Origin of the sequence: Pseudomonas sp. WS 5532 (genome assembly GCF_012985445.1) — a bacterium.
GTDB classification, from domain to species: Bacteria; Pseudomonadota; Gammaproteobacteria; order Pseudomonadales; family Pseudomonadaceae; genus Aquipseudomonas; species Aquipseudomonas edaphica.
On the sequence record NZ_JAAQWK010000011.1, the window covers coordinates 211,945 to 238,170 of the forward strand.

At 60.2% G+C, this 26,226-nt stretch carries 26 protein-coding genes; 16 read left to right on the forward strand and 10 right to left on the reverse strand.

The annotated features are described in order from the left end of the window. Positions 1-134: 134 nt before the first annotated feature. From prpD to HBO23_RS19915, 6 genes are all read right to left on the reverse strand, one after another. Positions 135-1,619 (reverse strand): 2-methylcitrate dehydratase, encoded by a 1,485-nt coding sequence (prpD, locus tag HBO23_RS19890; protein WP_170039297.1) that lies wholly within the window; start codon positions 1,617-1,619, stop codon positions 135-137. 200 nt (positions 1,620-1,819) lie between these two features. Further along, positions 1,820-3,010 (reverse strand): 2-methylaconitate cis-trans isomerase PrpF, encoded by a 1,191-nt coding sequence (gene prpF, locus HBO23_RS19895; RefSeq protein ID WP_170039299.1) that lies wholly within the window; start codon positions 3,008-3,010, stop codon positions 1,820-1,822. A gap of 10 nt (positions 3,011-3,020) precedes the next feature. Next, entirely contained in the window at positions 3,021-5,615 is a 2,595-nt protein-coding gene (gene acnD, locus HBO23_RS19900) for a Fe/S-dependent 2-methylisocitrate dehydratase AcnD (RefSeq protein WP_170039301.1), read from the reverse strand. A 183-nt stretch (positions 5,616-5,798) separates the two neighbouring features. Beyond that, positions 5,799-6,926 carry a 2-methylcitrate synthase gene (prpC, locus tag HBO23_RS19905; protein WP_099548790.1) on the reverse strand — a complete coding sequence of 376 codons (1,128 nt, stop codon included), beginning with the start codon at positions 6,924-6,926 and terminating at the stop codon, positions 5,799-5,801. Between the two features lie 42 nt (positions 6,927-6,968). Then, on the reverse strand, positions 6,969-7,862 hold the full coding sequence (prpB, locus tag HBO23_RS19910; RefSeq protein ID WP_017134742.1) for a methylisocitrate lyase: 894 nt from the start codon (positions 7,860-7,862) through the stop codon (positions 6,969-6,971). Beyond that, positions 7,859-8,572 (reverse strand): GntR family transcriptional regulator, encoded by a 714-nt coding sequence (locus HBO23_RS19915; protein ID WP_017134741.1) that lies wholly within the window; start codon positions 8,570-8,572, stop codon positions 7,859-7,861. The genes prpB and HBO23_RS19915 overlap by 4 nt, the downstream gene beginning before the upstream one ends. 272 nt (positions 8,573-8,844) lie before the next feature. Here HBO23_RS19915 and HBO23_RS19920 point away from each other — a divergent pair, with 272 nt between their 5' ends. From HBO23_RS19920 to HBO23_RS19945, 6 genes are all read left to right on the forward strand, one after another. Next, entirely contained in the window at positions 8,845-9,378 is a 534-nt protein-coding gene (locus HBO23_RS19920) for an ATP-dependent zinc protease (protein ID WP_017134740.1), read from the forward strand. Between the two features lie 5 nt (positions 9,379-9,383). After that, positions 9,384-10,916: an inactive transglutaminase family protein gene (locus HBO23_RS19925; protein ID WP_017134739.1), complete on the forward strand. Its 1,533-nt coding sequence runs from the start codon at positions 9,384-9,386 to the stop codon at positions 10,914-10,916. After that, complete coding sequence (locus HBO23_RS19930; protein ID WP_017134738.1) at positions 10,916-11,902, forward strand: alpha-L-glutamate ligase-like protein; 987 nt, start codon at positions 10,916-10,918, stop codon at positions 11,900-11,902. The genes HBO23_RS19925 and HBO23_RS19930 overlap by 1 nt, the downstream gene beginning before the upstream one ends. 185 nt (positions 11,903-12,087) lie before the next feature. Continuing rightward, on the forward strand, positions 12,088-13,431 hold the full coding sequence (gene pabB, locus HBO23_RS19935; protein ID WP_170039303.1) for an aminodeoxychorismate synthase component I: 1,344 nt from the start codon (positions 12,088-12,090) through the stop codon (positions 13,429-13,431). A gap of 227 nt (positions 13,432-13,658) precedes the next feature. Then, complete coding sequence (locus HBO23_RS19940) at positions 13,659-13,961, forward strand: type II toxin-antitoxin system HigB family toxin (RefSeq protein WP_017134736.1); 303 nt, start codon at positions 13,659-13,661, stop codon at positions 13,959-13,961. After that, positions 13,961-14,317: a transcriptional regulator gene (locus HBO23_RS19945; protein WP_017134735.1), complete on the forward strand. Its 357-nt coding sequence runs from the start codon at positions 13,961-13,963 to the stop codon at positions 14,315-14,317. Before HBO23_RS19940 ends, HBO23_RS19945 begins: the two co-directional genes overlap by 1 nt. 109 nt (positions 14,318-14,426) lie before the next feature. Here HBO23_RS19945 and thrH read toward each other — a convergent pair whose 3' ends face one another. After that, positions 14,427-15,044: a bifunctional phosphoserine phosphatase/homoserine phosphotransferase ThrH gene (gene thrH, locus HBO23_RS19950; protein WP_017134734.1), complete on the reverse strand. Its 618-nt coding sequence runs from the start codon at positions 15,042-15,044 to the stop codon at positions 14,427-14,429. Between the two features lie 151 nt (positions 15,045-15,195). Here thrH and HBO23_RS19955 point away from each other — a divergent pair, with 151 nt between their 5' ends. The 3 genes from HBO23_RS19955 (at position 15,196) to HBO23_RS19965 (ending at position 18,663) form a co-directional block, all read left to right on the forward strand. Next, complete coding sequence (locus tag HBO23_RS19955) at positions 15,196-15,930, forward strand: phosphoadenylyl-sulfate reductase (protein WP_017134733.1); 735 nt, start codon at positions 15,196-15,198, stop codon at positions 15,928-15,930. A 467-nt stretch (positions 15,931-16,397) separates the two neighbouring features. Further along, positions 16,398-17,927 (forward strand): NCS1 family nucleobase:cation symporter-1, encoded by a 1,530-nt coding sequence (locus tag HBO23_RS19960; protein ID WP_099548787.1) that lies wholly within the window; start codon positions 16,398-16,400, stop codon positions 17,925-17,927. A gap of 13 nt (positions 17,928-17,940) precedes the next feature. Next, on the forward strand, positions 17,941-18,663 hold the full coding sequence (locus tag HBO23_RS19965) for an aspartate/glutamate racemase family protein (protein WP_099548786.1): 723 nt from the start codon (positions 17,941-17,943) through the stop codon (positions 18,661-18,663). A 201-nt stretch (positions 18,664-18,864) separates the two neighbouring features. Here HBO23_RS19965 and HBO23_RS19970 read toward each other — a convergent pair whose 3' ends face one another. Next, complete coding sequence (locus tag HBO23_RS19970; protein ID WP_017134730.1) at positions 18,865-19,788, reverse strand: LysR family transcriptional regulator; 924 nt, start codon at positions 19,786-19,788, stop codon at positions 18,865-18,867. Positions 19,789-19,893: 105 nt separating this feature from the next. On the opposite strand from HBO23_RS19970, the gene HBO23_RS19975 reads away from it, so the two are divergent. Then, positions 19,894-20,640, forward strand: coding sequence for a 3-oxoacyl-ACP reductase family protein (locus tag HBO23_RS19975; RefSeq protein ID WP_169984990.1), 747 nt, complete (start codon positions 19,894-19,896; stop codon positions 20,638-20,640). Between the two features lie 90 nt (positions 20,641-20,730). Here the strand turns inward: HBO23_RS19975 and HBO23_RS19980 are convergent, their stop codons facing one another. Next, on the reverse strand, positions 20,731-21,420 hold the full coding sequence (locus HBO23_RS19980) for an HAD-IA family hydrolase (protein WP_017134640.1): 690 nt from the start codon (positions 21,418-21,420) through the stop codon (positions 20,731-20,733). Between the two features lie 221 nt (positions 21,421-21,641). Between HBO23_RS19980 and HBO23_RS19985 the strand changes: the two genes are divergently transcribed. Continuing rightward, on the forward strand, positions 21,642-22,025 hold the full coding sequence (locus tag HBO23_RS19985) for a DUF2784 domain-containing protein (RefSeq protein WP_138453754.1): 384 nt from the start codon (positions 21,642-21,644) through the stop codon (positions 22,023-22,025). Here the strand turns inward: HBO23_RS19985 and HBO23_RS19990 are convergent. Further along, positions 21,985-22,953 (reverse strand): NAD-dependent epimerase/dehydratase family protein, encoded by a 969-nt coding sequence (locus tag HBO23_RS19990; protein ID WP_170039305.1) that lies wholly within the window; start codon positions 22,951-22,953, stop codon positions 21,985-21,987. The genes HBO23_RS19985 and HBO23_RS19990 overlap by 41 nt on opposite strands. Before the next feature lie 93 nt (positions 22,954-23,046). On the opposite strand from HBO23_RS19990, the gene HBO23_RS19995 reads away from it, so the two are divergent. From HBO23_RS19995 to HBO23_RS20015, 5 genes are all read left to right on the forward strand, one after another. Further along, complete coding sequence (locus HBO23_RS19995; RefSeq protein WP_170039307.1) at positions 23,047-23,931, forward strand: LysR family transcriptional regulator; 885 nt, start codon at positions 23,047-23,049, stop codon at positions 23,929-23,931. 54 nt (positions 23,932-23,985) lie between these two features. After that, the gene (locus tag HBO23_RS20000) at positions 23,986-24,564 is read left to right on the forward strand and encodes a DUF4337 domain-containing protein (protein WP_017134636.1); all 579 of its coding nucleotides are present in this window, start codon (positions 23,986-23,988) and stop codon (positions 24,562-24,564) included. A 192-nt stretch (positions 24,565-24,756) separates the two neighbouring features. After that, positions 24,757-25,416, forward strand: a complete 660-nt coding sequence (locus tag HBO23_RS20005; RefSeq protein WP_017138309.1) for a M24 family metallopeptidase — start codon at positions 24,757-24,759, stop codon at positions 25,414-25,416. Positions 25,417-25,425: 9 nt separating this feature from the next. Next, the gene (locus tag HBO23_RS20010) at positions 25,426-25,779 is read left to right on the forward strand and encodes a gamma-glutamylcyclotransferase family protein (protein WP_170039309.1); all 354 of its coding nucleotides are present in this window, start codon (positions 25,426-25,428) and stop codon (positions 25,777-25,779) included. A 102-nt stretch (positions 25,780-25,881) separates the two neighbouring features. After that, positions 25,882-26,217, forward strand: a complete 336-nt coding sequence (locus HBO23_RS20015) for a hypothetical protein (protein WP_017138311.1) — start codon at positions 25,882-25,884, stop codon at positions 26,215-26,217. The last annotated feature ends 9 nt before the right edge of the window (positions 26,218-26,226 follow it).

Here is a 26,226-nt window from a genome sequence, read left to right on the forward strand (position 1 = left end):
GGGAGCTGGCTTTTGTGGGAGCTGGCTTGCCTGCGATGCAGGCGACTCGGTGTTTCTGAAGTACCGAGGTGATGCTATCGCAGGCAAGCCAGCTCCCACACAAGCTAGCTCCCCCGTTAGTTTTTTGGTGTTTGTCAGATCACAAACAGGTCCACAAACCGATTCACCGGCGTAGCCTCAAGCCGCGCCTGATTCTTGCACAACGCAAAAATCTCGCCACTGCGCTGCGCGGTAAACCGCGTGGCCAGGTTGGCTTTGAACTTGTCCTCCAGCAATGGGATGCCATCCACCCGACGGCGGCGATGCCCAATCGGGTATTCCACCGCGACTTGTTCAGTGTGGGTGCCATCCTTGAAAAACACCTGCACGGCATTGGCGATAGAGCGCTTGTCGGCCTCCAGGTATTCGCGGCTGTAGCGCAAGTCCTCAACGACCTCCATCTTTTCGCGCAGCTCATCGATGATCGGGTGCGCCGCGTGGAATTCATCCTCGTACTGCTCGGCCACCAGATTACCGAACGCCAACGGCACCGCAGTCATGTACTGCAGGCAGTGGTCGCGGTCGGCAGCGTTGGCCAGTTTCCCGACCTTGGAAATGATGCGAATCGCCGACTCGTGGGTGGTGATCACGATGCGTTCGATTTCATGCAGACGATCCTTGACCAACGGGTGCAAGGTCACCGCCGCTTCACAGGCTGTTTGCGCGTGAAACTCGGCCGGGAAGCTGATCTTGAACAGCACGTTTTCCATCACATAGGTGCCATAAGGCTGGGACAGGCTGAACGCACGCTTGTCCTCAGGCTTAAGCGCCAGGTCTTTATTGGTGTGGCTGAACAGCACGTCATAAAAACCCCATTGCGGCGCGCTCAGCACACCGGGGATGCCCATCTCGCCGCGCAGCGCGATATCCGCCAGGCGTACGCCACGGCTCGATGCATCCCCGGCCGCCCAGGATTTGCGCGAGCCGGCATTCGGCGCATGGCGATAGGTGCGCAGCGCCTGCCCATCGACAAACGCGTGGGACAACGCCGACAGCAGCTGTTCACGGTTGGCGCCCATCAGCTTGGCGGTGACCGCCGTGGAGGCGACTTTCACCAGTAACACATGGTCGAGGCCGACGCGGTTGAAGGAATTTTCCAGGGCAATCACGCCCTGGATTTCGTGGGCCATGATCATCGCTTCCAGCACCGCACGCACGGTCAGTGGCGCATCGCCGTTGGCCACGCGTTTTTGCGACAGGTGATCGGCCACGGCGAGGATGCCGCCGAGGTTATCCGAAGGGTGGCCCCATTCGGCGGCGAGCCAAGTGTCGTTGTAGTCGAGCCAGCGCACGATGCAGCCGATGTCCCAGGCGGCTTTGACCGGGTCCAGACGCAATGAAGTGCCCGGCACACGCGCGCCGAACGGCACGACGGTGCCCTCGACGAGCGGCCCCAGGTGCTTGGTGCACTCGGGGAAGCGCAGGGCCAGCAGGCCGCAACCGAGGGTGTCCATCAGGCAATTGCGTGCAGTGTCCAACGCGTCGCGGGAATCGATGCGGTAATTGAGGACGTAGTCGGCAATGTCCTGCAGGACCTGGTCGTAGTCGGGGCGGTTATTCTGGTCGACGTTGGCGCTCATGGCAGTACTCCAAAGTGGGTTGGGGTTAGTCCTCGGGCTTACGGTTATTGGAAAGCAGATCTTGGGTGTCTGCCTTGAAATAGAGAATCACCTGTGGGAGCCGGGCTTGCCCGCGATGGCATCACCTCGGTTCATCTGAAACACAGAGGTGATGCCATCGCAGGCAAGCCAGCTCCCACACAAGCCAGCTCCCGCAAGGGTTAGAACGCGTCGCCGGGCACGCGCACGAAGCCTTCCATCAACACCCGTGCGCTGCGGCTCATGATGGCTTTTTTCACCACCCATTCGCCGTTCACCTGGGTGGCTTCGGCACCGACGCGCAAGGTGCCGGACGGGTGCCCGAACCGCACCGCGTTGCGCTCGACACCACCGGCCGCGAGGTTGACCAGGGTGCCGGAAATCGCCGCCGCCGTGCCAATCGCCACCGCTGCCGTGCCCATCATCGCGTGGTGCAACTTGCCCATGGACAGTGCGCGCACCAGCAAATCCACATCACCGGCCTTGATTGCCTTGCCACTGGAGGCCACGTAATCCAAAGGTTTGGCCACAAACGCGACCTTCGGCGTGTGCTGGCGCTGGGCGGCTTCGTCCAAGTGTTTGATCAGGCCCATGCGCAACGCGCCATAGGCCCGCACGGTCTCGAACATTGCCAGGGCCTTCGGGTCGCTGTTGATCGCGCCTTGCAGCTCGGTGCCGGTGTAGCCGAGGTCTTGGGCGTTGATGAAAATCGTCGGGATACCGGCGTTGATCAACGTCGCCTTGAAGGTGCCGACACCCGGTACTTCCAGGTCGTCGATCAGGTTGCCGGTGGGAAACATCGAGCCACCGCCGCCCTCTTCTTCCGCTGCCGGGTCCATGAACTCCAGCTGCACTTCGGCAGCCGGGAAGGTCACGCCGTCGAGCTCAAAGTCGCCGGTTTCCTGCACCGCGCCGTCGGTGATCGGCACGTGAGCGATGATGGTCTTGCCGATATTGGCCTGCCACACCCGCACCACCGCCACACCGTTATGCGGCACGCGGGCCGGGTCAAACAGGCCGGCGCTGATGGCAAACGAACCCACCGCCGCCGACAGGTTGCCGCAGTTGCCGCTCCAGTCGACAAACGGCTTGTCGATGGAGACCTGGCCAAACAGGTAATCCACGTCGTGATCGGCCCGGGTACTTTTGGCCAGGATCACGGTTTTGCTGGTGCTGGAGGTTGCACCGCCCATGCCGTCGATTTGCTTGTCGTAGGGATCGGGGCTGCCGATGACCCGCAACAGCAAGGCATCGCGAGCAGCACCCGGCACCTGCGCCGACTCGGGCAGGTCCTTGAGGCTGAAAAACACGCCCTTGCTGGTGCCGCCACGCATGTAGGTGGCGGGGATCTTGATTTGCGCTGCGTGTGCCATGGTTATCCCCTTAAGCCGTCGCCGCCGATTCCAGGAAGTCCTGGGCAAAACGTTGCAACACGCCGCCCGCCTCGTAGATCGACACTTCTTCGGCGGTGTCCAGGCGGCACGTCACCGGCACTTCGACACGTTCGCCATTCTTGCGGTTGATCACCAGCGTCAGTTGCGCACGCGGGGTGCGTTGGCCGACCACGTCATAGGTTTCGCTGCCGTCGATCTTCAGTGTGTGGCGGTCGGTGCCCGGCAAAAATTCCAGCGGCAACACGCCCATGCCCACCAGGTTGGTACGGTGGATGCGCTCGAACCCTTCGGCGGCAATCGCCTCCACACCGGCCAGGCGTACGCCCTTGGCCGCCCAGTCGCGGGACGAGCCCTGGCCGTAGTCGGCGCCGGCGATAATGATCAGCGGCTGCTTGCGTTCCATGTAGGTTTCGATGGCTTCCCACATCCGCGTGACCTGGCCTTCGGGCTCGATACGCGCCAGGGAACCCTGCTTGACCTTGCCGTTTTCCACGACCATTTCGTTGAACAGCTTCGGGTTGGCGAAGGTTGCGCGCTGCGCGGTCAAGTGGTCGCCGCGATGGGTCGCGTAAGAGTTGAAGTCGACTTCCGGCAGGCCCATTTTCGCCAGGTATTCGCCGGCGGCGCTGTCGAGCATGATCGCGTTGGACGGCGACAGGTGGTCGGTGGTGATGTTGTCCGGCAGTACCGCCAGCGGGCGCATGCCCTTGAGCGGCCGCGCACCCGCCAGCGCACCTTCCCAGTACGGTGGGCGACGGATATAGGTACTCTGCGGGCGCCAGTCGTACAGCGGCGCGACTTTGGGGCCGGTGTCTTCGTGGATCGCGAACATCGGGATGTAGACGGCGCGGAACTGCTCCGGTTTGACCGACGCCTTGACCACAGCGTCGATTTCTTCGTCGCTTGGCCAGATGTCTTTCAGGCGGATTTCCTTGCCGTCGGCATCCAGGCCCAGCACATCCTTTTCGATGTCGAAGCGGATGGTACCGGCAATCGCATAGGCCACCACCAACGGCGGCGAAGCCAGGAACGCTTGCTTGGCATACGGGTGAATACGCCCGTCGAAGTTGCGGTTACCCGACAGCACGGCAGTGGCGTACAGGTCGCGGTCGATGATTTCTTGCTGGATCACCGGGTCGAGTGCGCCGGACATGCCATTGCAAGTGGTGCAGGCAAAGGCCACCACGCCGAAGCCGAGTTTTTCCAGCTCATGGCCAAGGCCGGCTTCTTCCAGGTACATGGCCACGGTTTTCGAGCCCGGCGCCAGCGAGGATTTGACCCACGGTTTGCGCGTCAGCCCCAGCTGGTTGGCGTTACGTGCCAGCAAGCCTGCGGCAATCACGTTGCGCGGGTTGCTGGTGTTGGTGCAACTGGTAATGGCGGCGATGATCACCGCGCCGTCGGGCATTTGCCCCGGCACATCATCCCACTGACCGGAGATGCCTTGGGACGCCAGATCGCTGGTGGCAACACGCGCATGCGGGTTGCTCGGGCCGGCCATGTTACGCACGACGCTGGACAGGTCGAAGGTCAAGCCGCGCTCGTATTGCGCGCCCTTGAGGTCATCGGCCCACAGGCCGGTGTGGCGGGCGTATTGCTCGACCAACGTGACTTGTTCGTCTTCGCGGCCAGTGAGTTTCAGGTAGGCGATGGTCTGCTGGTCGATGTAGAACATCGCGGCGGTAGCGCCGTATTCCGGGGCCATGTTGGAGATGGTCGCGCGGTCGCCCAGTGTGAGTGCCGAAGCACCCTCGCCGAAGAACTCCAGCCACGCACCCACGACTTTCTGTTTACGCAGGAACTCGGTCAGCGCCAGCACCATGTCGGTGGCGGTGATGCCCGGTTGCAGCTTGCCCGTCAGCTCCACGCCGACACTTTCCGGCAGGCGCATCCACGAGGCGCGCCCCAGCATCACGCTCTCGGCTTCAAGGCCACCGACGCCGATGGCGATCACGCCCAGGGCATCCACGTGCGGGGTGTGGCTGTCGGTGCCGACGCAGGTATCGGGGAAGGCCACACCGTCACGCACCTGAATCACCGGGGACATTTTCTCCAGGTTGATCTGGTGCATGATGCCGTTGCCCGGCGGGATCACGTCGACGTTCTTGAAGGCCTTTTTGGTCCACTCGATAAAGTGAAAACGGTCTTCGTTGCGACGGTCTTCGATGGCGCGGTTTTTCTCGAATGCGTCCGGGTCAAAACCACCGGCTTCCACGGCCAGGGAGTGGTCGACGATCAGTTGGGTCGGCACCACCGGGTTGACCTGCGCCGGGTCACCGCCTTGCAGGGCGATCGCATCGCGCAGGCCGGCAAGATCCACCAACGCGGTCTGGCCGAGGATGTCATGGCACACCACACGTGCCGGGAACCAAGGGAAGTCGAGGTCGCGTTTGCGTTCGATCAGTTGGCTCAGGGAAGCGTTGAGGGTGGCCGGGTCGCAGCGGCGTACCAGGTTTTCGGCGAGCACGCGCGAGGTGTACGGCAAGGTGGCATAGGCGCCGGGCGTGATTGCCTCGACAGCCGCGCGGGCGTCGAAGAAATCCAGGCGGCTGCCGGGCAGCGGTTTGCGAAATTCAGTGTTCATCGTCAGGACTCGGTCACGGTAGGTTCACAAGGCGAACTGTCGACACTGGCCTGGCTCTCTGTGGGAGCTGGCTTGCCTGCGATGGCATCACTGCGGTGTGACAGGTACACCAGGGTGATGCGATCGCAGGCAAGCCAGCTCCCACAGAAAAGCACATAGGCCAATGTGCCTGGTTCATGCCACTCAGCGACGTTCGATTGGCACGAACTTGCGCTGCTCAACGCCGATGTACTCGGCGCTTGGACGGATGATGCGGTTGTTGGCGCGCTGCTCGAACACATGCGCAGCCCAGCCGGTCAGCCGTGAGCACACGAAGATCGGCGTGAACAGCTTGGTCGGGATGCCCATGAAGTGGTACGCCGAGGCATGGTAGAAGTCAGCATTGGGGAACAGCTTTTTCTGTTCCCACATGGTCTTGTCGATGGCTTCGGAGACCGGGAACAACACTTTGTCGCCGACCTCATCCGCGAGTTGTTTCGCCCAGCCCTTGATCACTTCATTACGCGGGTCGCTGTCTTTGTAGATCGCGTGGCCAAAGCCCATGATCTTGTCTTTGCGCGCCAGCATGCCGAGGGTGCCTTCGACGGCTTCTTCGGCCGAACCGAAACGCTCGATCATCTCCATCGCGGCTTCGTTGGCGCCGCCATGCAACGGACCGCGCAGCGAGCCGATGGCGGCAGTCACGCAGGAATACAGGTCGGACAGGGTTGAAGCACACACGCGGGCGGTGAAGGTCGAGGCGTTGAATTCGTGCTCGGCGTAGAGGATCAGCGATACGTTCATGACTTTTTCATGCAACGCGCTGGGCTTCTTGCCATGCAGCAGGTGCAGGAAGTGGCCGCCGATGCTTGGCTCGTCGGTCACGCAGTCAATCTTCTTGCCGTCGTGGCTGAAGCGATACCAGTAGCACATGATTGCCGGGAAAGCGGCGAGCAGGCGGTCGGTGACATCGTGCTGCGCGCTGAAGTCTTTCTCGGGTTCGATATTGCCCAGGAACGAGCAACCGGTGCGCATCACGTCCATCGGGTGGGCGTCGGCAGGAATGCGTTCCAGCACTTCTTTAAGCGCTTGCGGCAGGTCGCGCAGTTTGCTGAGTTTGGCGCTGTAGGCAGCCAATTCGGTTTTGCTCGGCAACTCGCCGTAGAGCAGCAGGTAGGCGACCTCTTCAAATTGCGCATCGGCGGCCAGTTCACGCACGTCATAACCGCGATAGGTCAAGCCGGCACCGGCCTGGCCGACGGTGGACAGTGCAGTCTGCCCGGCCACCTGGCCACGCAGGCCGGCACCACTCAGTACTTTTGCTTCAGCCATGGTTCTTCTCCAATTTTGTAGTTATTCAGGGAGGCGCGTTCGTTACTTTTTCGCGGCGAACAGCGCGTCGAGCTTCTGCTCGAAGGTGTGGTAGTCGATGCGATCGTAAAGCTCCATGCGGGTTTGCATGGTGTCGATGACGTTCTGTTGCGTACCGTCGCGACGAATCGCGGTGTAGACGTTCTCGGCAGCCTTGTTCATGGCGCGGAAAGCCGAGAGCGGGTACAGCACGATGGAAACATCGGCAGATTTCAGTTGATCGACTGTGTAGAGAGGGGTTGCACCGAACTCGGTGATGTTGGCCAGGATCGGAGCTTTAACCTTTGACGCGAAGAGCTTGTACATCTCCAGCTCAGTGATGGCTTCCGGGAACACCATGTCGGCACCGGCTTCGATGCAGGCGGCGGCACGCTCCAGCGCCGACTCCAAACCTTCAACCGCCAGCGCGTCGGTGCGCGCCATGATCACGAAGCTGTCATCGGTGCGCGCGTCTACGGCGGCCTTGATGCGGTCGACCATTTCCTGCTGGGACACGATTTCTTTGTTCGGGCGATGCCCGCAACGCTTGGCGCCGACCTGGTCTTCGATATGGATGGCGGCGGCGCCGAACTTGATCATCGACTTGACGGTGCGCGCCACGTTAAAGGCCGAGGAGCCGAAACCGGTGTCGACGTCGACCAGCAGCGGCAGGTCGCACACGTCGGTGATGCGGCGTACGTCGGTGAGTACGTCGTCCAGGCCGGTGATGCCCAAGTCCGGCACGCCCAGGGAACCGGCAGCTACGCCGCCGCCTGACAGATAAATCGCCTTGAAACCGGCACGCTTAGCCAGCAGCGCGTGGTTGGCATTGATTGCGCCAACCACCTGCAAGGGCTGTTCGCTGGCAACGGCGTCACGAAAACGCTGGCCTGGAGTGGTTTTATTGTTGGAACTCATGACTCACCTCGTGATGAAGGAGCGCCGTCCGGGAAATGACGGGCAATATTGCGTTTGGAAGCGCCGATATGGCGGCGCATCAACAACTCGGCCAGTTCACCGTCGCGATCGGCAATCGCGTCAAGAATGCGGTGATGCTCGGCAAAAGCCTGGCGTGGACGATTCGGGGTGGCGGAGAACTGGATGCGGTACATACGCACCAATTGGTACAGCTCGCCGCAGAGCATTTGGGTAAGGGTGCGGTTACCGGCGCCTTGAATTATCCGGTAATGAAAATCGAAGTCGCCCTCCTGCTGGTAGTAGCCCAGGCCCGCCTGAAACGCTTCGTCGCGCTCATGGGTGTGCAACACCTGGCGCAGCTCTTCGATTTCGGCGTCGGTCATGCGCTCGGCGGCCAGGCGGCAGGCCATGCCTTCCAGGGACTCGCGGATTTCATACAGTTCGATCAGCTCGGCATGGCTCAAGGACACCACTCTTGCGCCCACATGAGGCACACGCACCAGCAGGCGCTGACCTTCGAGGCGGTGGATAGCCTCACGCAACGGGCCACGGCTGATGCCGTAGGTGCGCGCCAGTTCCGGTTCGGAGATCTTGCTGCCGGGAGCGATTTCACCCTTGACGATGGCGGCCTGGATACGCCGGAAGACGTTCTCTGACATGGTCTGGGAATCGTCTTGCGACACCACCGGAGTTTCCAGCTGATCCAGCATATTGTCGACACCTTTAAAAGCAATGTCGCAAAAACTAGCCAATCAAGCCTTATTAGTCAAAGAATAAATCCATATTGTCGACAATCATCTAATAACCCTTGCCGCACCTTCGCTGGGCATGGCCGCCTGCCAGCGCTGGCGCCAGAAAAGCATCATGTTAGAATGCCCGCCGCTTTTGCCTGACATCACTTGATGAAACGGCGCACGAGGGAGTTTGCGCAGCAATGCCAGTCGCCTTGAATTAAACATCGCACTGCACCGCGTCAGGATCTATGAGACTCAAGCCCTTCCTTCTTATTTGCCTACTGTGCATACCTGGCCTTGGCGTTGCCGCCGAGAAGACCGTGTATGGCCTGAATGAATACGCCAAATTGGCCGGCATCGACCTGGAAGTCGCCGCCAAACTCGACACCGGCGCCAAGACTGCCTCGTTGAGCGCCCGCGATATCAAGCGTTTCAAGCGCGACGGCGAATCCTGGGTACGCTTTTATCTCGCCATCGACACCGCCCATTCCCACCCCATCGAACGCCCCCTGGCCCGCGTCAGCAAGATCAAGCGCCGCGCCGGTGACTACGACCCCGATGAGGACAAGAACTACACCGCCCGCCCAGTGATCTCCCTGGATATCTGCATGGGCACCGCTTTACGCAGCATCGAAGTGAACTTGACTGACCGCAGCGCCTTCCAATACCCGCTGCTGATCGGCTCCGAAGCGTTGAAACGCTTTGATGCGCTGGTCGACCCCAGTCTTAAATACGCAGCGGGCAAACCCGCCTGCGCCGCCGACGCTCATACCGCCGAGTAAACCGAATGCGCTCTCTGACCCTGCACCTGAGAATCCTGATCACCATCCTGGTGGTGTTGGGTATTTCGGTCACCGCCTATCAGATTTTCGTGCTGGGAATTCCCGTCACCGAAGACGCCACCGACGACCTGTGGAACATCGACGCCAAGGTCGAGTTCGTCGCCAACCCCAAGGACCCGGTGAAGATCTCGATGTTCGTGCCGCCCCTGAGCCGCGACTTCGTCAGTCTCAATGAAAGCTTTATTTCCAATAACTACGGCGTGAGCGTCAACCGCACCGACGGCAACCGCAAGGTCACCTGGTCGGCGCGCCGGGCCAAAGGCAAGCAGACCCTGTATTACCGCCTGGTGCTGACCAAGCGCTACAGCGGTGAAAAGGTCAAGGTCAAAGGCCCGACCTTCCGTGACAGCATCGCTGTGGAAGGCCCGGAAAAAATCGCCGCCGAAGCCCTGCTGGCGCCGATCCGCCAGCATTCGGCCGACGTCGAGACCTTTATCACCGAGGCGATCAAGCGCACCAACAACCTCAACGACGACAATGTAAAGCTATTGCTGGCGGGCGACCCGTCCACGCCACACAAAGCCAAGATCGTCGAACTGTTGCTGTCCATCGCCCATGTGCCGGTGGAAAAAGTCCACACCATCCGGCTAGTCGCCGACCAGCCGCAAACTCCGGAACTGTGGTTGCGCAGCTTCAACGGCAATGACTGGCTGTACTTCAACCCGGAAACCGGCGAGCAAGGCCTGCCGTCCGACCGGCTGCTGTGGTGGACCGGCGATGAAAACCTGATCACGGTGGATGGCGGCAAGAAGGCCGCAGTGACCTTCAGCCTCAACAACAGCGAGATGAACGCGATTCGCCTGGCCAAGCTGACGGACGAAAACACCGACGCCAATTTCCTCGAATACTCGTTGTACGGCCTGCCGCTGCAAACCCAGCAAACTTTCATGATCATGGTAATGATCCCCATCGGCGTGCTGGTGATTCTGATCCTGCGCAACCTGATCGGCCTGCAAACCCTGGGCACCTTCACCCCGGTACTGATCGCCCTGGCGTTTCGCGAGACGCAATTGGGCTTCGGCATTGCGCTGTTTACTATCATCACCGCGCTGGGCCTGTCGCTCAGATCGTACCTGGAACACTTGAAGCTGCAGATGCTGCCGAGGCTCTCGGTGGTGCTGACCTTTGTGGTGGTGCTGATTGCGGCCATCAGCCTGTTCAGCCACAAGCTGGGCCTGGAACGCGGGTTGTCGGTAGCACTGTTCCCGATGGTGATTCTGACCATGACCATCGAGCGCCTGTCGATCACCTGGGAAGAACGTGGCGCCAACCATGCGTTGAAAGTGGCCGTGGGCACACTGTTCGCCGCCGCCCTGGCGCACATCATCATGAGCGTGCCGGAGCTGGTCTACTTTGTGTTCACCTTCCCGGCCATCCTGTTGATCCTGGTGGGTTTCATGCTGGCCATGGGTCGCTATCGCGGCTATCGCCTGACCGAGCTGGTGCGTTTCAAGGCCTTCCTCAAGGCTGATTCGTAATGTTCGGCTTCTGGAAAACCTGGAAGGCCCTCGAAGCACGAGGGATCATGGGCATCAACCGGCGTAACGCCGACTACGTGCTCAAGTACAACAAGCGCAGCCTGTACCCGATCGTAGATGACAAGATCATCACCAAGGAACGGGCGATTGCGGCGGGCATCCATGTGCCCGAGATGTACGGGATCATTTCCACCGAGAAGGAAATCGACAAGCTCGACGAGATCATCGGCGGGCGCAGCGACTTCGTGATCAAACCGGCCCAGGGTGCCGGCGGTGATGGCATCCTGGTGGTAGCCGACCGGTTTGAAGGGCGCTACCGCACGGTGTCCGGCAAGATCATCAGCCATGAAGAAATCGAGCACCAGATCTCCAGCATCCTCACCGGTTTGTACTCCCTGGGCGGCCACCGCGACCGCGCACTGATCGAATACCGCGTGGTGCCCGACCAGATCTTCAAGAGCATCAGCTACGAAGGCGTGCCGGATATCCGCATTATCGTGCTGATGGGCTACCCGGTGATGGCCATGCTGCGTCTGCCGACCCGCCAGTCCGGCGGCAAGGCCAACCTGCACCAGGGCGCGATTGGCGTGGGTGTGGACCTCGCCACCGGCCTGACACTGCGCGGCACCTGGCTGAACAACATCATCACCAAACACCCCGACACCACCAACGCGGTGGATGGCGTGCAACTGCCCAACTGGGACGGGTTCATGAAGCTCGCGGCCGGCTGCTATGAGCTGTGCGGGCTGGGCTATATCGGCGTGGACATGGTGCTGGACCAGGAAAAAGGTCCGTTGATCCTGGAGCTGAATGCGCGACCGGGGCTGAATATCCAGATCGCTAACGACTGCGGTTTGACGTTGCGTACCCATGCGGTTGAAGCGCGACTGGACGAACTCAAAGCGGCTGGCGTGACCGAAACTGCGGAAGAACGGGTGAAGTTTGTGCAGGAAATGTTTGGGCATATTCCTGCGGTAGAAGGCTGATGGCCTCATCGCAGGCAAGCCGGCTCCCACATGAGAACGCGATCAACCAGTGGGCGCTGGTTTGCCTGCGATAGCTTTCTGACAAGCAACACCTCTATCTAGCTATCACCGACATCCCCTCTAGGACCAAACCCTTCAGGGGACTACAATCGCCACCCCCACGCCAACAGCTGATCCACCCTGCAATGTCGACCTGCTCCGTACACCCGCTGCCCTACCGGACCAACCCCGCCGACTACTTTGCGGCGATTCGTCATGCCCCTGGCGCAGTGCTGCTCGACAGTGGCCGCCCGGCTGCCGAACGCGGGCGTTATGACCTGCTCAGCGCCTGGCCGCGAGCGACATTGACGGTTGCGCCTGACGAAAGTGGCGGTGATTTCCTGCAACGCTTGCGGACCAACCTGACGCAGTTGGGCGAAGCGGATCTGCCTGCAGGTTATGCGCTACCGTTTGCTGGCGGCCTGATTGGCTACTTGAGTTATGACTTTGGCCGGCACTTGGAGCAAATGCCTGATTGGGCAGTGGATGACCTGCACCTGCCGGATGCGCGCTTCGGGCTGTATGCCTGGGCGCTGATCAGCGATCACCAGGCACAGACCAGCCAGTTGGTCTTTCACCCCACGCTGGCCGACAGCGAACGGCTGCGGTTGGTCAACCTGTTCGGGCAACCTGCTGCTGAATCATCTGACACCTTCAAGCTCAACGGTCCCATGGCACCGGAGCTCACGCCCGAGGCCTACCGACAGGCCATCGCGCGTATTCAGGACTACATCCAGGCGGGCGACTGCTACCAGGTCAACTTTGCGCAACGTTTTCGCGCGCCCTGTAGCGGCGATCCCTGGGTGGCGTATTGCGCGTTGCGCGAGGCCTGCCCTACCCCGTTTTCCGGGTTTCAGAGCCTGCCCGATGACGGCGCGGTACTCAGTCTGTCGCCGGAACGCTTCGTGCAGATCAGCAAACGCCAGGTCGAAACCCGCCCAATCAAAGGCACCCGCCCGCGGGGTTTGACGCCAGAAGAAGACGCCGCCAACGCCGCCGAACTTCTGGCCAGCGCCAAGGATCGCGCCGAAAACCTGATGATCGTCGACCTGCTGCGCAATGATCTCGGCCGCACCTGCCGCACCGGCTCGGTGAAAGTGCCGGAGTTGTTCAGCCTGGAAAGTTATCCCAATGTGCACCATTTGGTGAGCAGCGTGACGGGGGTGCTGGCCGACGACAAAGACGCCCTCGACCTGATCGCCGGCAGCTTCCCTGGCGGCTCCATCACCGGCGCGCCGAAGATTCGCGCAATGCAGATCATCGATGAGCTGGAGCCGACCCGACGCGGGTTGTACTGCGGCTCGCTGGTGTATCTGGATGTACGCGGCGAGATGGACAGCTCCATCGCCATCCGCAGTTTGCTGGTCAAGGATGGGCACGTGAACTGCTGGGGCGGTGGCGGGATCGTGGCGGATTCGGAGTGGGAGGCGGAGTATCAAGAGTCACTGACCAAGGTGCGGGTCTTGTTACACACTTTGGAAAACCTGTAGCACCCCGCCTTTCCTGGCGCTCGTACGCGGCGCCCAGTGACAGAAAAAACCTGAATCAGAACGGCTGTGGACGCAGTATGAGCGGGCGGATAGCGTCCGGCTCAGACCGTCCACCCGCCACCTGTGAAGGATCACATGAAGCGAATGCCTACTCGTCAGAAATTATTTCCGGGATTGCATCTCACACGAACCCCACCTAATATCTCCCAAATTGGGAGGGCGCAGCGATGCGGATAATCGCCCTCTCTACCTTAAGGACATTCTGGGAAAGCCATCGCGCTCATACCGATGCCAAAACACCGCTGGTCGAACTGTATCGCCATATGGAGAGGACCACTTACACAACGCCACAGGCACTCAAGGCAGAGCTTGGAACGGCGAGCATTCTCAAGGGCGGCAGAGTTGTTTTCAACGTGGGCGGCAACAAGTATCGAGTGATCATGGCGATCGACTATCAACGACAGCTGGGGTTCGTGCGTTTCGTGGGAACCCATATGCAGTACGACCAGATAAACGCGGAGACCGTGTGATGAACATCAAACCTATTCATTCCCAGGAAGACCTGACCGCTGCGCTTGTGCGTGTGGAGCAGCTCTGGGGCGCGGACATTGGCTCGCCAGAGGGTGACGAGCTGGAAATTCTTGCCGTGCTTATTGAGAAATACGAGGCGGAACACTTTCCCATGCCGCCTTCGGACCCAGTGGAGGCGATCAGATTTCGCATGGAGCAATTAGGCATGACTGCCCGTGATCTGGAGCCCTTTATCGGCACCAGTGGGCGGGTGTCAGAGGTGCTGAACCACAAGCGCAAGCTGAGCCTGTCGATGATCAAGCGGCTGCATGAAGGCTTGAGCATTCCATATGAGCGGTTACTGGCCGGGGTTTAGGCAGTGGCCGCACGGGCCTCATCGCAGGCAAGCCAACTCCCACAGGTTGACCGCATTCAGTGTGGGAGCTGGCTTGCCTGCGATGGGGCCATCAACAGCACTGAGTCACTTACAGGCTCAACTGCCGATTCGACGCTTTGATGAACGCTTTCTTCAAGTCCTCAAAGGTATGCACCGCCGGGAACTGCGGGAACTCGCGAATCACGTTTTCTGGCGCATGGAACAGAATCCCACGGTCAGCTTCACCCAGCATCGTGGTGTCGTTGTAGGAATCGCCAGCGGCGATCACGCGGTAGTAAAGGGTCTTGAACGCCAGCACGGATTGGCGCTTAGGGTCTTTCTGACGCAGTTGATAGCTCACCACTCGATCATTTTCATCAGTGATCAGGCGGTGGCACAACAAGGTCGGGAAACCCAACTGGCGCATCAACGGCTGGGAGAATTCGTAGAAGGTGTCCGACAGAATCACCACCTGGAAGCGTTCGCGCAACCAGTTGACGAACTCGATGGCGCCGTCCAGCGGCTTGAGGGTCGCGATTACTTCCTGGATATCGGCGAGTTTGAGGCCATGCTCGTCAAGAATGCGCAGACGCTGCTTCATCAACACGTCGTAATCGGGAATGTCACGGGTGGTTGCCCGCAGGGATTCAATACCGGTTTTTTCGGCGAAGGCGATCCAGATTTCCGGAACCAGTACCCCTTCCAGGTCGAGACAGGCAATTTCCACAAGACACTCCTATTGGATGTTGTTAGTTGAGCGAGCAAAAGGACTGCCGAACTCTAGCGATTCAAGCGCGGCGCCGCAACGCAGAGCGGATTTTGATACCATCACTCCCCTATAGAGCGCTCAGCGCCACTGACCTGTAGGAACCGTCCTGATGAACCAAGCCTTCGACGTCGCTGAACTCGCCGCGACTTATGCCAACAAATCCGCTCAGGACATTCTCAAGCTGGCATTCAGCCAGTTTGGTGATGACCTGTGGATTTCCTTCAGCGGTGCCGAGGATGTGGTGCTGGTCGATATGGCTTGGAAGCTGAACAAGAACGTCAAGGTGTTCAGCCTCGACACCGGCCGTCTGCACCCGGAGACCTACCGGTTTATCGAGCAGGTGCGCGACTTCTACAAAATCGACATCGAGCTGATCTCGCCGGACCAGAGCAAGCTGGAACCCTTCGTCAAGGAAAAGGGCCTTTTCAGCTTCTATAAAGACGGCCATGGTGAATGCTGCGGCGTGCGCAAGATCGAACCGCTGCGGCGCAAACTGTCCGGCGTAAACGCCTGGGCCACCGGCCAACGGCGCGACCAGAGCCCCGGCACCCGCAGCCAGGTGGCGGCGCTGGAGATCGATACAGCGTTCTCCACCCCGGAGCGCACCCTGTACAAATTCAACCCGCTGGCGCAGATGACCAGCGAGGAAGTCTGGGGCTACATCCGCATGCTGGAGCTGCCCTACAACAGCCTGCATGAGCGCGGTTTTATCAGCATCGGCTGCGAGCCCTGCACCCGCCCGGTATTGCCTAACCAGCATGAGCGCGAAGGCCGCTGGTGGTGGGAAGAAGCCACGCAGAAGGAATGCGGGCTGCATGCCGGGAATATCATCAGCAAGGCTTGAGGGCTGACGCGGTAAAAATGTGGGAGCGGGCTTGCCCGCGATTGCGGTGGATCAGTCACTTATAAGTCGGCTGAGAGGCCGCCTTCGCGGGCAAGCCCGCTCCCACATTTTGTTTTGGGCAGCCCATAGAAATGTACACACTAATGTAACCATAAGTGCCATTTATGTGTGCAATCCGTATTCTCCCGCACCAAAACGTAACACTCATTTCCTAACGCTGCTTCCCTCTAAAATAAAGCGCCTCCCCACAAAAAATAAATACCTGTTCAATCGGTCAATTTATATTGCTTTTAATTCAGCAATTTATTTAACAAACCTATAAAAACGAAATTAGCACTGATTTTCATAGACCCAAAACTGGCACGCATGTGGCTTAAGGTGAATTGCTCTTTGTATACAATAAATACAAAACATACATACACTTTGCCATCTGCAGCGTTCCTGCAGATGCGCCGGAGCCTGCCGGAATGCGTACAAGCCTCTCGAATGACATCGCACTGGATCTGCCCTCCTCCGCCCTGAACCTCGAGGCCGCAAGCCCCGGCCCATTGGTGCTCAGCCCGCGCCTGCACAACAAGGACCTGGCCCCCACCAAAGCCGAAGGACGACGCTGGGGGCGCTACAGCATCTTCGCGTTGTGGACCAACGACGTGCACAACATCGCCAACTATTCGTTTGCCATCGGCCTGTATGCGCTGGGCCTCGGCGGCTGGCAGATTCTGCTGTCCCTGGGGATCGGCGCAGCGCTGGTGTATTTCTTCATGAACTTGTCGGGGTTTATGGGCCAGAAAACCGGCGTGCCGTTTCCGGTGATCAGTCGTATCAGTTTCGGCATCCATGGTGCGCAGATCCCGGCGTTGATCCGTGCGGTGATTGCGATTGCCTGGTTTGGTATCCAGACCTACCTGGCCTCGGTGGTTTTCCGTGTGTTGCTGTCGGCAATTCATCCAGGATTTTCCGACTATGACCACAACTCCATTCTCGGCCTGTCGACCTTGGGTTGGGCGTGTTTCATCACGATCTGGTTTGTGCAACTGGCGATCCTGGCGTACGGCATGGAAATGGTGCGCCGCTATGAAGCCTTCGCCGGGCCGGTGATTCTGGTGACCGTGGCTTCGCTGGCCGGTTGGATGTACTTCCAGGTCGGCGGCAATATTGCCTGGTCGATCCGCGAGCCTTTGAGCGGCGGCGAGATGTGGCGCAACATCTTTGCCGGTGGCGCGCTGTGGCTGAGCATCTATGGCACGCTGATCCTCAATTTTTGCGATTTCGCGCGCTCCTCGCCGTGCCGCAAGACCATCCTGGTCGGTAACTTCTGGGGTTTGCCGGTAAATATCCTGGTGTTTGCCGCGATCACCGTGTTGCTCTGCGGCGGGCAATTCCAGCTCAATGGCCGGGTGATCGAAAGCCCGACCGAAATCATTGCGGCCATCCCCAATACCTTCTTTCTCGTGCTCGGCTGCCTGGCGTTCCTGATCGTTACCGTGGCGGTGAACATCATGGCCAACTTTGTCGCGCCAGCCTTTGTGCTCAGCAACCTGGCGCCCAAGTACCTGAACTTCCGGCGGGCCGGGCTGATCAGCGCCACCGTGGCGGTGCTGATCCTGCCGTGGAACCTCTACAACAGCCCGCTGGTGATCGTGTATTTCCTCTCCGGGCTGGGTGCGCTGCTGGGGCCGTTGTATGGGGTGATCATGGTCGATTATTGGCTGATCCGTAAAAGCCAGGTGGATGTACTGCAACTGTATAGCGAAGACCCGAATGGCGTTTATTACTACAGCCGTGGGGTCAATTTACGCGCGGTCGCGGCGTTTATTCCTGCGGCAATCATCGCCATTCTGCTGGCACTGTTACCCGGTTTTGCCAGCGTCGCACCGTTTTCCTGGCTGTTTGGCGCCGGTATTGCAGGGCTGTTGTACTTGCTGATCGCCAAGCGCCAAACGTTCTACGCCGATGTCAGCGGCGAAAGCATTGCAGTCGATAACGCCAGTCATTAATCAAGGACATTCCATGCGCATCCTCGTGGTCAACGTCAACACCACCGCGTCAATCACCGACACCATCGCCCAGCAGGCGCGGGCTGTGGCTTCACCAGGCACCGAAATCGTCGGGCTTACCCCGTACTTTGGCGCCGAATCGGTGGAAGGCAACTTTGAAAGCTACCTGGCCGCCATCGCCGTGATGGACCGGGTGATGGCCTACGACCAACCGTTTGATGCGGTGATCCAGGCCGGCTACGGCGAACATGGCCGTGAAGGCTTGCAGGAATTGCTCAACGTGCCGGTGGTAGACATCACCGAAGCGGCGGCCAGCACGGCGATGTTTCTGGGCCATGCCTATTCGGTGGTCACCACCCTGGACCGCACCGTGCCGTTGATCGAAGACCGCCTGAAACTCGCAGGTCTCTATCAACGCTGCGCCTCGGTGCGCGCCAGCGGCATGGCGGTGCTGGAGCTGGAAGAGGACCCGCTGGCCGCCATGGAAGCCATCGTGCGCGAGGCGGAGCTGGCCATTCGCGACGACAAGGCCGAAGTGATCTGCCTGGGCTGCGGCGGCATGGCCGGGCTGGATGAGCAGATTCGCCAGCGTACCGGCGTGCCGGTGGTGGATGGCGTCACGGCGGCGGTAACCATTGCCGAATCGCTGGTGCGCCTGGGGTTGTCGACGTCGAAGATCAGGACTTACGCAACACCACGGCCGAAGAAGGTGATCGGCTGGCCAGGCCACCGCTGAAGGCATCCATATTCTCCTGTGGCGAGCAGGCTTGCCCTGCGTTGGGCTGCGCAGCGGCCCCAGTAAACACACTGAAGTTCCTTCTGAAAGTACTCAGCGCCTGGATTTGGGGCTGCTTCGCAGCCCAACGCAGGGCAAGCCTGCTCGCCACAACGGGCGCCTTACTACAGACGATGGCCGCGACTCGGTAGATGGTAGTGATCAAATCGCGCTGAATGCTTGCCCCAGCTTCTGCTCGGCAAACTGCTCGATGATGAAGTCGACAAATGCTCGGGTCTTGCCGGGCAGCAGTTTGTGTTCAGCGTAATAGATAGAGATGTTGCCGTCGTCGACATACCAATCGGGCAGTACGCGTACCAATTTACCGCTCGCCAGCCAAGGCACGGCAAACGGCATGCTCACCAGCGCAATGCCCAACCCCTGGTCTGCCGCGACGCAGGCCGCCTGGGAATCGCTCATGGTCATGCGCGCCTTGAGGTTCAACGGGCCGTGCTCGCCGTGGCGACCGGTCAGTTGCCAGGAACGCACACGGCCGGTTTGTGGCGAACGAATCAGGATGCCATCGCAGTGCTCAAGGTCTGCCGGCTGCACAACCTCCGCATGTGCCGTCAGGTAATCGGGCGAGGCCACCAGCACTCGATGCGCCGGCGCGAGCTTGCGTGCGACCACCCCCTGAGGCAGCTCAAACCCACCGCCCAGTGCGGCGTCAAAGCCCTGCCCAATCAGATCGACCTGACGGTTATCAAAATGCCAGTCGGGGCTGATACCCGGGAAGCGCTTCAGAAACTCGCCCAGCAACGGCACGATGTACAAACACCCCACCACCGTGCCCATGCTGACTTTCAAGGTGCCCACCGGCCGCCCTTCGGCGCTGGCCAAGTTAGCCACGGCATTCTGGATGGTGGTGAGACTGGCGCTGACTTCTTCGAGAAACAGCTTGCCGGCTTCCGTCAGCGTCAGCCGCCGGGTGCTACGCTGAAACAGCCGAACACCCAGGCGTGCTTCCAGCTTCGCGACGCTTTTACCGACTGCCGCCGGGGTCAAACTCAGATGCCGGGCGGCTTCGGCAAAGCTGCCACCTTCGGCGCTGCGCACAAAACATTCGATACTGCCAAAGCTCTCCATATCGACCACTCTAAACTTTTGGTTTACACAGACTATAGCAATCACGGTCTACCGGCTTGGGTGGGTGAGGCCGATACTCGGTCCATCAACTACTTGGAGAACGACATGACCACACACAATCTCAGCGGCAAAGTTGCATTGATCCAGGGCGGTTCCCGCGGTATTGGCGCCGCCATCGTCAAACGTCTGGCAGCGCAAGGTGCAGCCGTTGCTTTTACCTACGTCAGCTCTGCCGCCAAGGCCGAGGCACTGCAAAACAGCGTGATCAGCGCAGGCGGCAAAGCCTTGGCCATTCAGGCCGACAGTGCCGATGCCACGGCGATTCGCAACGCCGTCAACGCCACCGTCGAAGCCTTTGGGCGCCTGGATATCCTGGTGAACAACGCCGGCGTGCTGGCCATCGCGCCACTGGAAGATTTCAAGCTGGAAGACTTCGACCAGACCCTGACGATCAATGTGCGCAGTGTATTTATCGCCACTCAGGAAGCGGCCAAACACATGGGTGAAGGCGGCCGCGTGATCAATATCGGCAGCACCAATGCCGAGCGCATGCCGTTTGGCGGTGGTGGGCCGTATGCAATGAGCAAGGCGGCGCTGGTGGGGTTGACCAAGGGCTTGGCACGGGATCTGGGACCGCGTGGCATCACCATAAACAATGTGCAGCCTGGGCCGGTGGATACCGATATGAACCCGGCAGACAGTGAGTTTGCAGCGAGTTTGATTGGGTTGATGGCGGTTGGGCGGTATGGGCAGGTCGAGGAGATTGCCAGCTTCGTGGCGTATCTGGCTGGCCCGGAGGCGGGTTACATCACGGGCGCGAGCTTGACCATTGATGGTGGTTTCAGCGCATAACCAAATGTGGGAGCTGGCTTGCCTGCGATGGCGATCTTGAGGACGCCATCGCAGGCAAGCCAGCTCCCACATTTTTTTGACCGTGTTGGGTCAGGACATTGGTGGCAAGCCGTAGGCCGCCAGGTCGAAGTCCGCCAGCTTGCGGATGATCTGGTCGGCATGCTGGTACTTGCTGTCGGCCATGGCCTCATCGGGCACGGCGATGGCAGTCATGTTAGCGGCCTTGGCGGCGGTCACGCCAAACGGCGAGTCTTCGAACACCAGGCAATCCTCGGGCGCGACACCCAAGCGGCGGGCGGCAGTGAGGAAGATATCCGGCGCGGGTTTGGCGGCACCCACTTCTGGGTCATCCGCCGTGACGATGGTGCCGAACAAGCCAAACCACTCACGGTGCAAGGTGGTCTTGTGGCCAAACGAATTGCGCGACGAACTGGTGCCCACGGCAATCGGGATATTGTGCGCCTTCAGGTGCCGCACCAGCGCTTCGGCACCCGGCATGCCCAGGGCTTTGGGGAAACGCTCGCTCATCAGCGGTTCGCGAATCAGCAGAAACTCTGCCGGGGTGATCGGCAAGTCCAGCGCCTTCACCACATATTCAGCCAGGTCCTGAGCGCCCCGGCCGATGATGTGCTGCTTGATGCCCCAGTCGTAGGTGCGGCCGTAGCGTTCGGCGATAATCTGTGTGACTTCGGTGTAGATACCTTCAGTGTCCAGCAACAACCCGTCCATATCGAAAATCACGGCCTTGATCGGACCGACTGGAGTACGCGGTACATTCATCGCAACAGCACCTTGGGGAAGGACTAAAAGGTTTCAGCACAATAGCGGCCTACAGCGTAGGTAAGCAACCTTGGCGGCCCTCCACCCTGCGGCGCTATTCAAGGTGCCCACAATGCGCTGTACTTGTATGACTTCAACCGCAGCAACACACCGAAAAAGCTGCGCGTGTTTATCGACTACCTGCAAACTCAACGCCAGCCCTGATAAAAGCGAACCTCTTCATGCTCTATCGCATTGCCGCCGACAGCCTGGTGCTGTTCCACCTGTGTTTTATCCTGTTCGTGCTGTTTGGCGGGTTGCTGGCCCTCAAGTGGCGGCCGGTGATGTGGCTGCACCTGCCCGCCGCGGCCTGGGGCGTGGCGGTGGAAGTGTTCCACCTGCCCTGCCCGCTGACCCGCTGGGAGAACATGCTGCGCCACCTCGCCGGGCAGGACGGTTATGGCGGCGGTTTTATCGAGCATTACATTCTTACGCTGATCTACCCGGCCGGGCTGACCCCACAGATTCAACTGGGGCTGGGCGCCGTGGTGTTGCTGATCAACAGTGCGGTGTATGTACGCTTGATCAGACAGCGTCAGGCAAACACCCCAGACCGAGCAACGTAGCTTCCACCGCCTGCTCCAGCGGCGTGTGCGGCTCGCGCCCCAAAGCCGCGACCAAGCGCTGGTTATCCAGACGCAATGGGGTTTGCCACAGGTAACGCATCTCCTGCATTTCGCGAAGGGTGACGACAAAGGGCGCGGCCACTTTCAGCAACCACCATGGGAAACGACCTACGCGTGGTTGCTGGCCCGTCCTGCGCAACACCACCTGCTGGATCGCCTGGGTCATCTGCGTGCCATCCGTGTCCATATGCCCGGCCATATGAAAGCGCGCAAAAGCCTCCAGGGTTGACCGGCGTTCAAGCAACTCGACCATGGTGCGCGCCACATCCGGCAAATAAGCCCATTGATGCGCCACACCCGGTGCGCCCGGATAACTGATGGCGTGTACCGGTTTACCGGGCTTGATCAAGCCTTGGGCAAACCAGTTGTTGGCCACCCGAGCGCCGAAAAAATCCCCGGCGCGCACAATCAACACACGGGCGCCACGGCGGGACGCCTGTTCCAGACGCTGCTCGAGTTGTACGCGGATAGCCCCCTTGCGCGTTTGCGGGTGCTGCGGCGAATCTTCATACAGCACCGGAAACACATCCGGCCCGAAGTTGTAGACCGTGCCCGGCAACACAATCGTCGCGCCCTCGGCGATGGCCGCCGCAATGCTGTTGTCGATCATCGGCATGACCAGCTCAGCCCAATTGCGGTAACCCGGTGGGTTGACGGCATGTACGATCACCGCACAACCACGGGCCGCCGCGCGTACCTCATCACGGTTGAGCGCGTCGCCCTCGATCCAGGAAAAGTCGGCATTCGCGCGGCGCGCCTTGCCCACATCCCGCGTCAGTGCACACACCTCCCAGCCTGCCGCGTGCAGTTGCCGCGCCACTTCACCGCCGATCCCGCCGGTTGCCCCCAGCACCAGAACCTTGCTCATGACCTTCTCCTACATTAGTTGGTGAGGCCATTGTGTGTGCAGCCTTGCTATAGATAAATTGCCGAAGACCATCCTGCCGCTATACATTTATGCATGGCATCGACTATTGGATGGGAGCTTTACCGGTCGTTCCTTGGCGTACTCAAGGAGCGATCGTTATCGGGTGCCGCGCGGCAGCTCGGTATCACACAGCCTACGGTGGGCCGGCACATCGCTGCGCTCGAAGCCGAACTGGGCGTGGTGCTGTTTACCCGTTCGCCTGCCGGGCTGTTGCCGACGGCGGTGGCCCACACCTTGCGCGCCCATGCCGAAACCATGGAACGCACCGCCGCGGCCCTGGAGCGCGCCGCGTCTGCCCACGGCGATGAAGTGCGCGGGGTGGTGCGGGTGTCGGCCAGCGAGGTGGTCGGCGTGGAAGTACTGCCGCCGATCATCACCCAATTGCGCCGCGAGCACCCGCACTTGCGGGTTGAACTGGTGCTGACCAACCGCCTCAGCGACCTGCTGCAATTGGAGGCCGACATCGCCGTGCGCATGGTCCGCCCCAGCCAGGAGCAACTGCTGGCGCAGCGCGTCGGCCTGATCGAAGTGGGACTGCACGCCCGCGACGATTACCTGCAACTGCAGGGCGTCCCTTTGCAGATGCAAGACCTGGCTGGCCATTCAGTGATCGGCTTCGACCAGGAAAACGCGTTTATCCGCAGCCTGGCGATCAAGGGCTTTGAACGCAGCGCCTTCGCCATCAGCAGCGACAGCGACCTGGCGCAATTGGCGCTGATCCGCGCCGGTGCCGGTATCGGCGGCTGCCAGGTGCAACTGGCCAAGCGCGACCCGCGTTTGCGCCGAGTACTGCCCGATGGCTTTGCGCTCAAATTGGACACCTGGGTGACCATGCACGAAGACCTGCGCAACAGCCCGCGCTGCCGGGTGACATTCGACGCGCTGGTGCAAGGTTTGCAGCGTTACGTACAGGATTGAGACAGCTTCACTGGTAAAGAATCAGTCTCCCTCAGTCCCTTCATAGACGCCCCCATGTCCGAAGCCTTCGAAGTCCCCAGCCCCCACGAAAAACACATCGAACACACCACCGAACATGCGCACGGGCGCGGTGACAATTTCGCCAGCCGCATCGCCGTAATGACCGCGTTGATGGCCACCCTGGGTGCCATGCTCAGCTACCAGGCCGGCTCCACCGAAAGCGAAGCGGCCATGGACAAGAACAACGCCGCCATCATCAAGACCGAAGCCGCCAACCAGTGGAACTACTACCAGGCCAAATCCAGCCGCCAGAACCTGGCGGAGCTGGCCACGCATATTCCGGGTGTAGATGCCGCGCATTACAAGGACGAAATCGAGCGCTACAAGGGCCAGAAGGAGGAGGTGCGCAAACAGGCCGAGAAGCTTGAGGCGACATCCAAGGAATGGGACCAGAAATCCGAAGAGGCACTGCACCAGCATCACCGCTGGGCACAGGCAATGACCGCGATTCAGATCGCGATTTCGTTGGCGGCGATTACGTTGTTGACGCGTAAAGAGTGGCTCAAGCGCCTGTCCTACACCGCAGGTGGAGTGGCGATGGTGCTGGGTAGCCTGGCCTGGCTGCACCTCTGACAGCATGTGGGAGCTGGCTTGCCTGCGATGGCGGTGGGTCAGGCAACATCACTGTTTGCTGAACCACCGCCATCGCAGGCAAGCCAGCTCCCACATTTGATCTGTGGTGTTTTAACGGTTGGGTTCCATCTCGGCATCGCTATATAGTAAAACGCATAACGACCAGCACAGCCTGACTGCGAGGGAACACCGGTGACTGCACAACCCAAAGAAGCCGTGGGCGCCGCCTACAGCATCGACGCCATGCGCTACGCCCAAGCCATGACCTGGCAAGCCATCGAACACCTCGCCCAACGCATCCGCCCCGGCATGCTTGAATCCGAGGCTCGCGAGCTGGGCAAACAGGTACTCACTGAGCTCGATATGCAACGCATCTGGCACCCGCTGCTGGTGCGTTTCGGCGCCAACACCCTCAAGGCTTTCAACCAACGCTCCGAAGGCGACCCGGTGCTGGCTGAAAACGATATCTTCCTCATCGACATGGGCGCCGTGTGGCAAGGCCATGAAGGCGACGCCGGTGCCACCTTCACCGTTGGCAACGACGCGGACATGATCGCCTGCGCCAACGCCGCCAAGGCACTGTTCGACCGCGTACAATCACGCTGGAAAAATGACCACGTGGCGGGCCTTGAGCTTTACCGCTACGCCCAAGAGCAAGCCCAAGCCATGGGCTGGCGTTTGAACCTCGACATCAAAGGCCACCGCGTCAGCGACTTCCCCCATGCCATCCATCGCGGCGGCGACCTGGGCGATTTCGAGCATTACCCGAATGCCGGGCTGTGGATTCTGGAAATCCAGATCGCCCACCCGAGCAAGCCCTACGGCGCTTTTTACGAAGACCTACTCGCTTAAGGAACATCCATGGAACGCTCCACCCAATTTCCCGTGCTGCTGTTTTCCTACGGCACCTTGCAGGACAAAGCCGTGCAACTCGCCAACTTCGGCCGGGAACTGGTCGGCCATCACGACGCCATGCTCGGCTATGCGCAAAGCTGGATAGAAATTACCGACCCGCAAGTGCTCGCCACCAGCGGCAAGACCCATCACCCGATTGTCGCGCGCACCGAGGAAAAGGCTGCCAGCGTTGAAGGCATGGTCTTTCAGATTAACGAGCAGGAACTGGCGGCAGCGGATGCGTATGAGGTGTCGGACTATAAGCGCGTGTCCGTGGCGTTGGCTTCGGGTCTTACAGCGTGGGTTTACGTGCAGGTGTGAAAATGAAACATCCGGGTAATTGATTTCAATCTGCCAATGCAGGAATTAAAGTAGCGCCCCCTCGAGAATTGAATCCCGAGGGTCAGTCCATGGAGTTTCACAGTGAAGTACGTCAGTAAAGTAGTTGCAGCAGCTGTTCTCGGTTTCACCCTCGCAGGCTGCACCGGCACCGCCATCAAATCCCCGCAGTACGACAGCAGCCAATACACCGTTTTGGGCCACAGTGAAGGCAGTGCCACCGGCATCATGTTGCTCGGCGTCATCCCGATCGGCCAGAACAACCGCTTCGTGCGCGCCCAGGATGCCGCCATCAAGGCCAAAGGCGGCGACGCGCTGATCAACACCCAAGTGCAGGAAAAATGGTTCTGGGCCTGGGTACTGAATGGTTACACCACCAAGATTTCGGGTGATGTGATCAAGCTGAAAACCGCGCAGTAAGTATCAAGT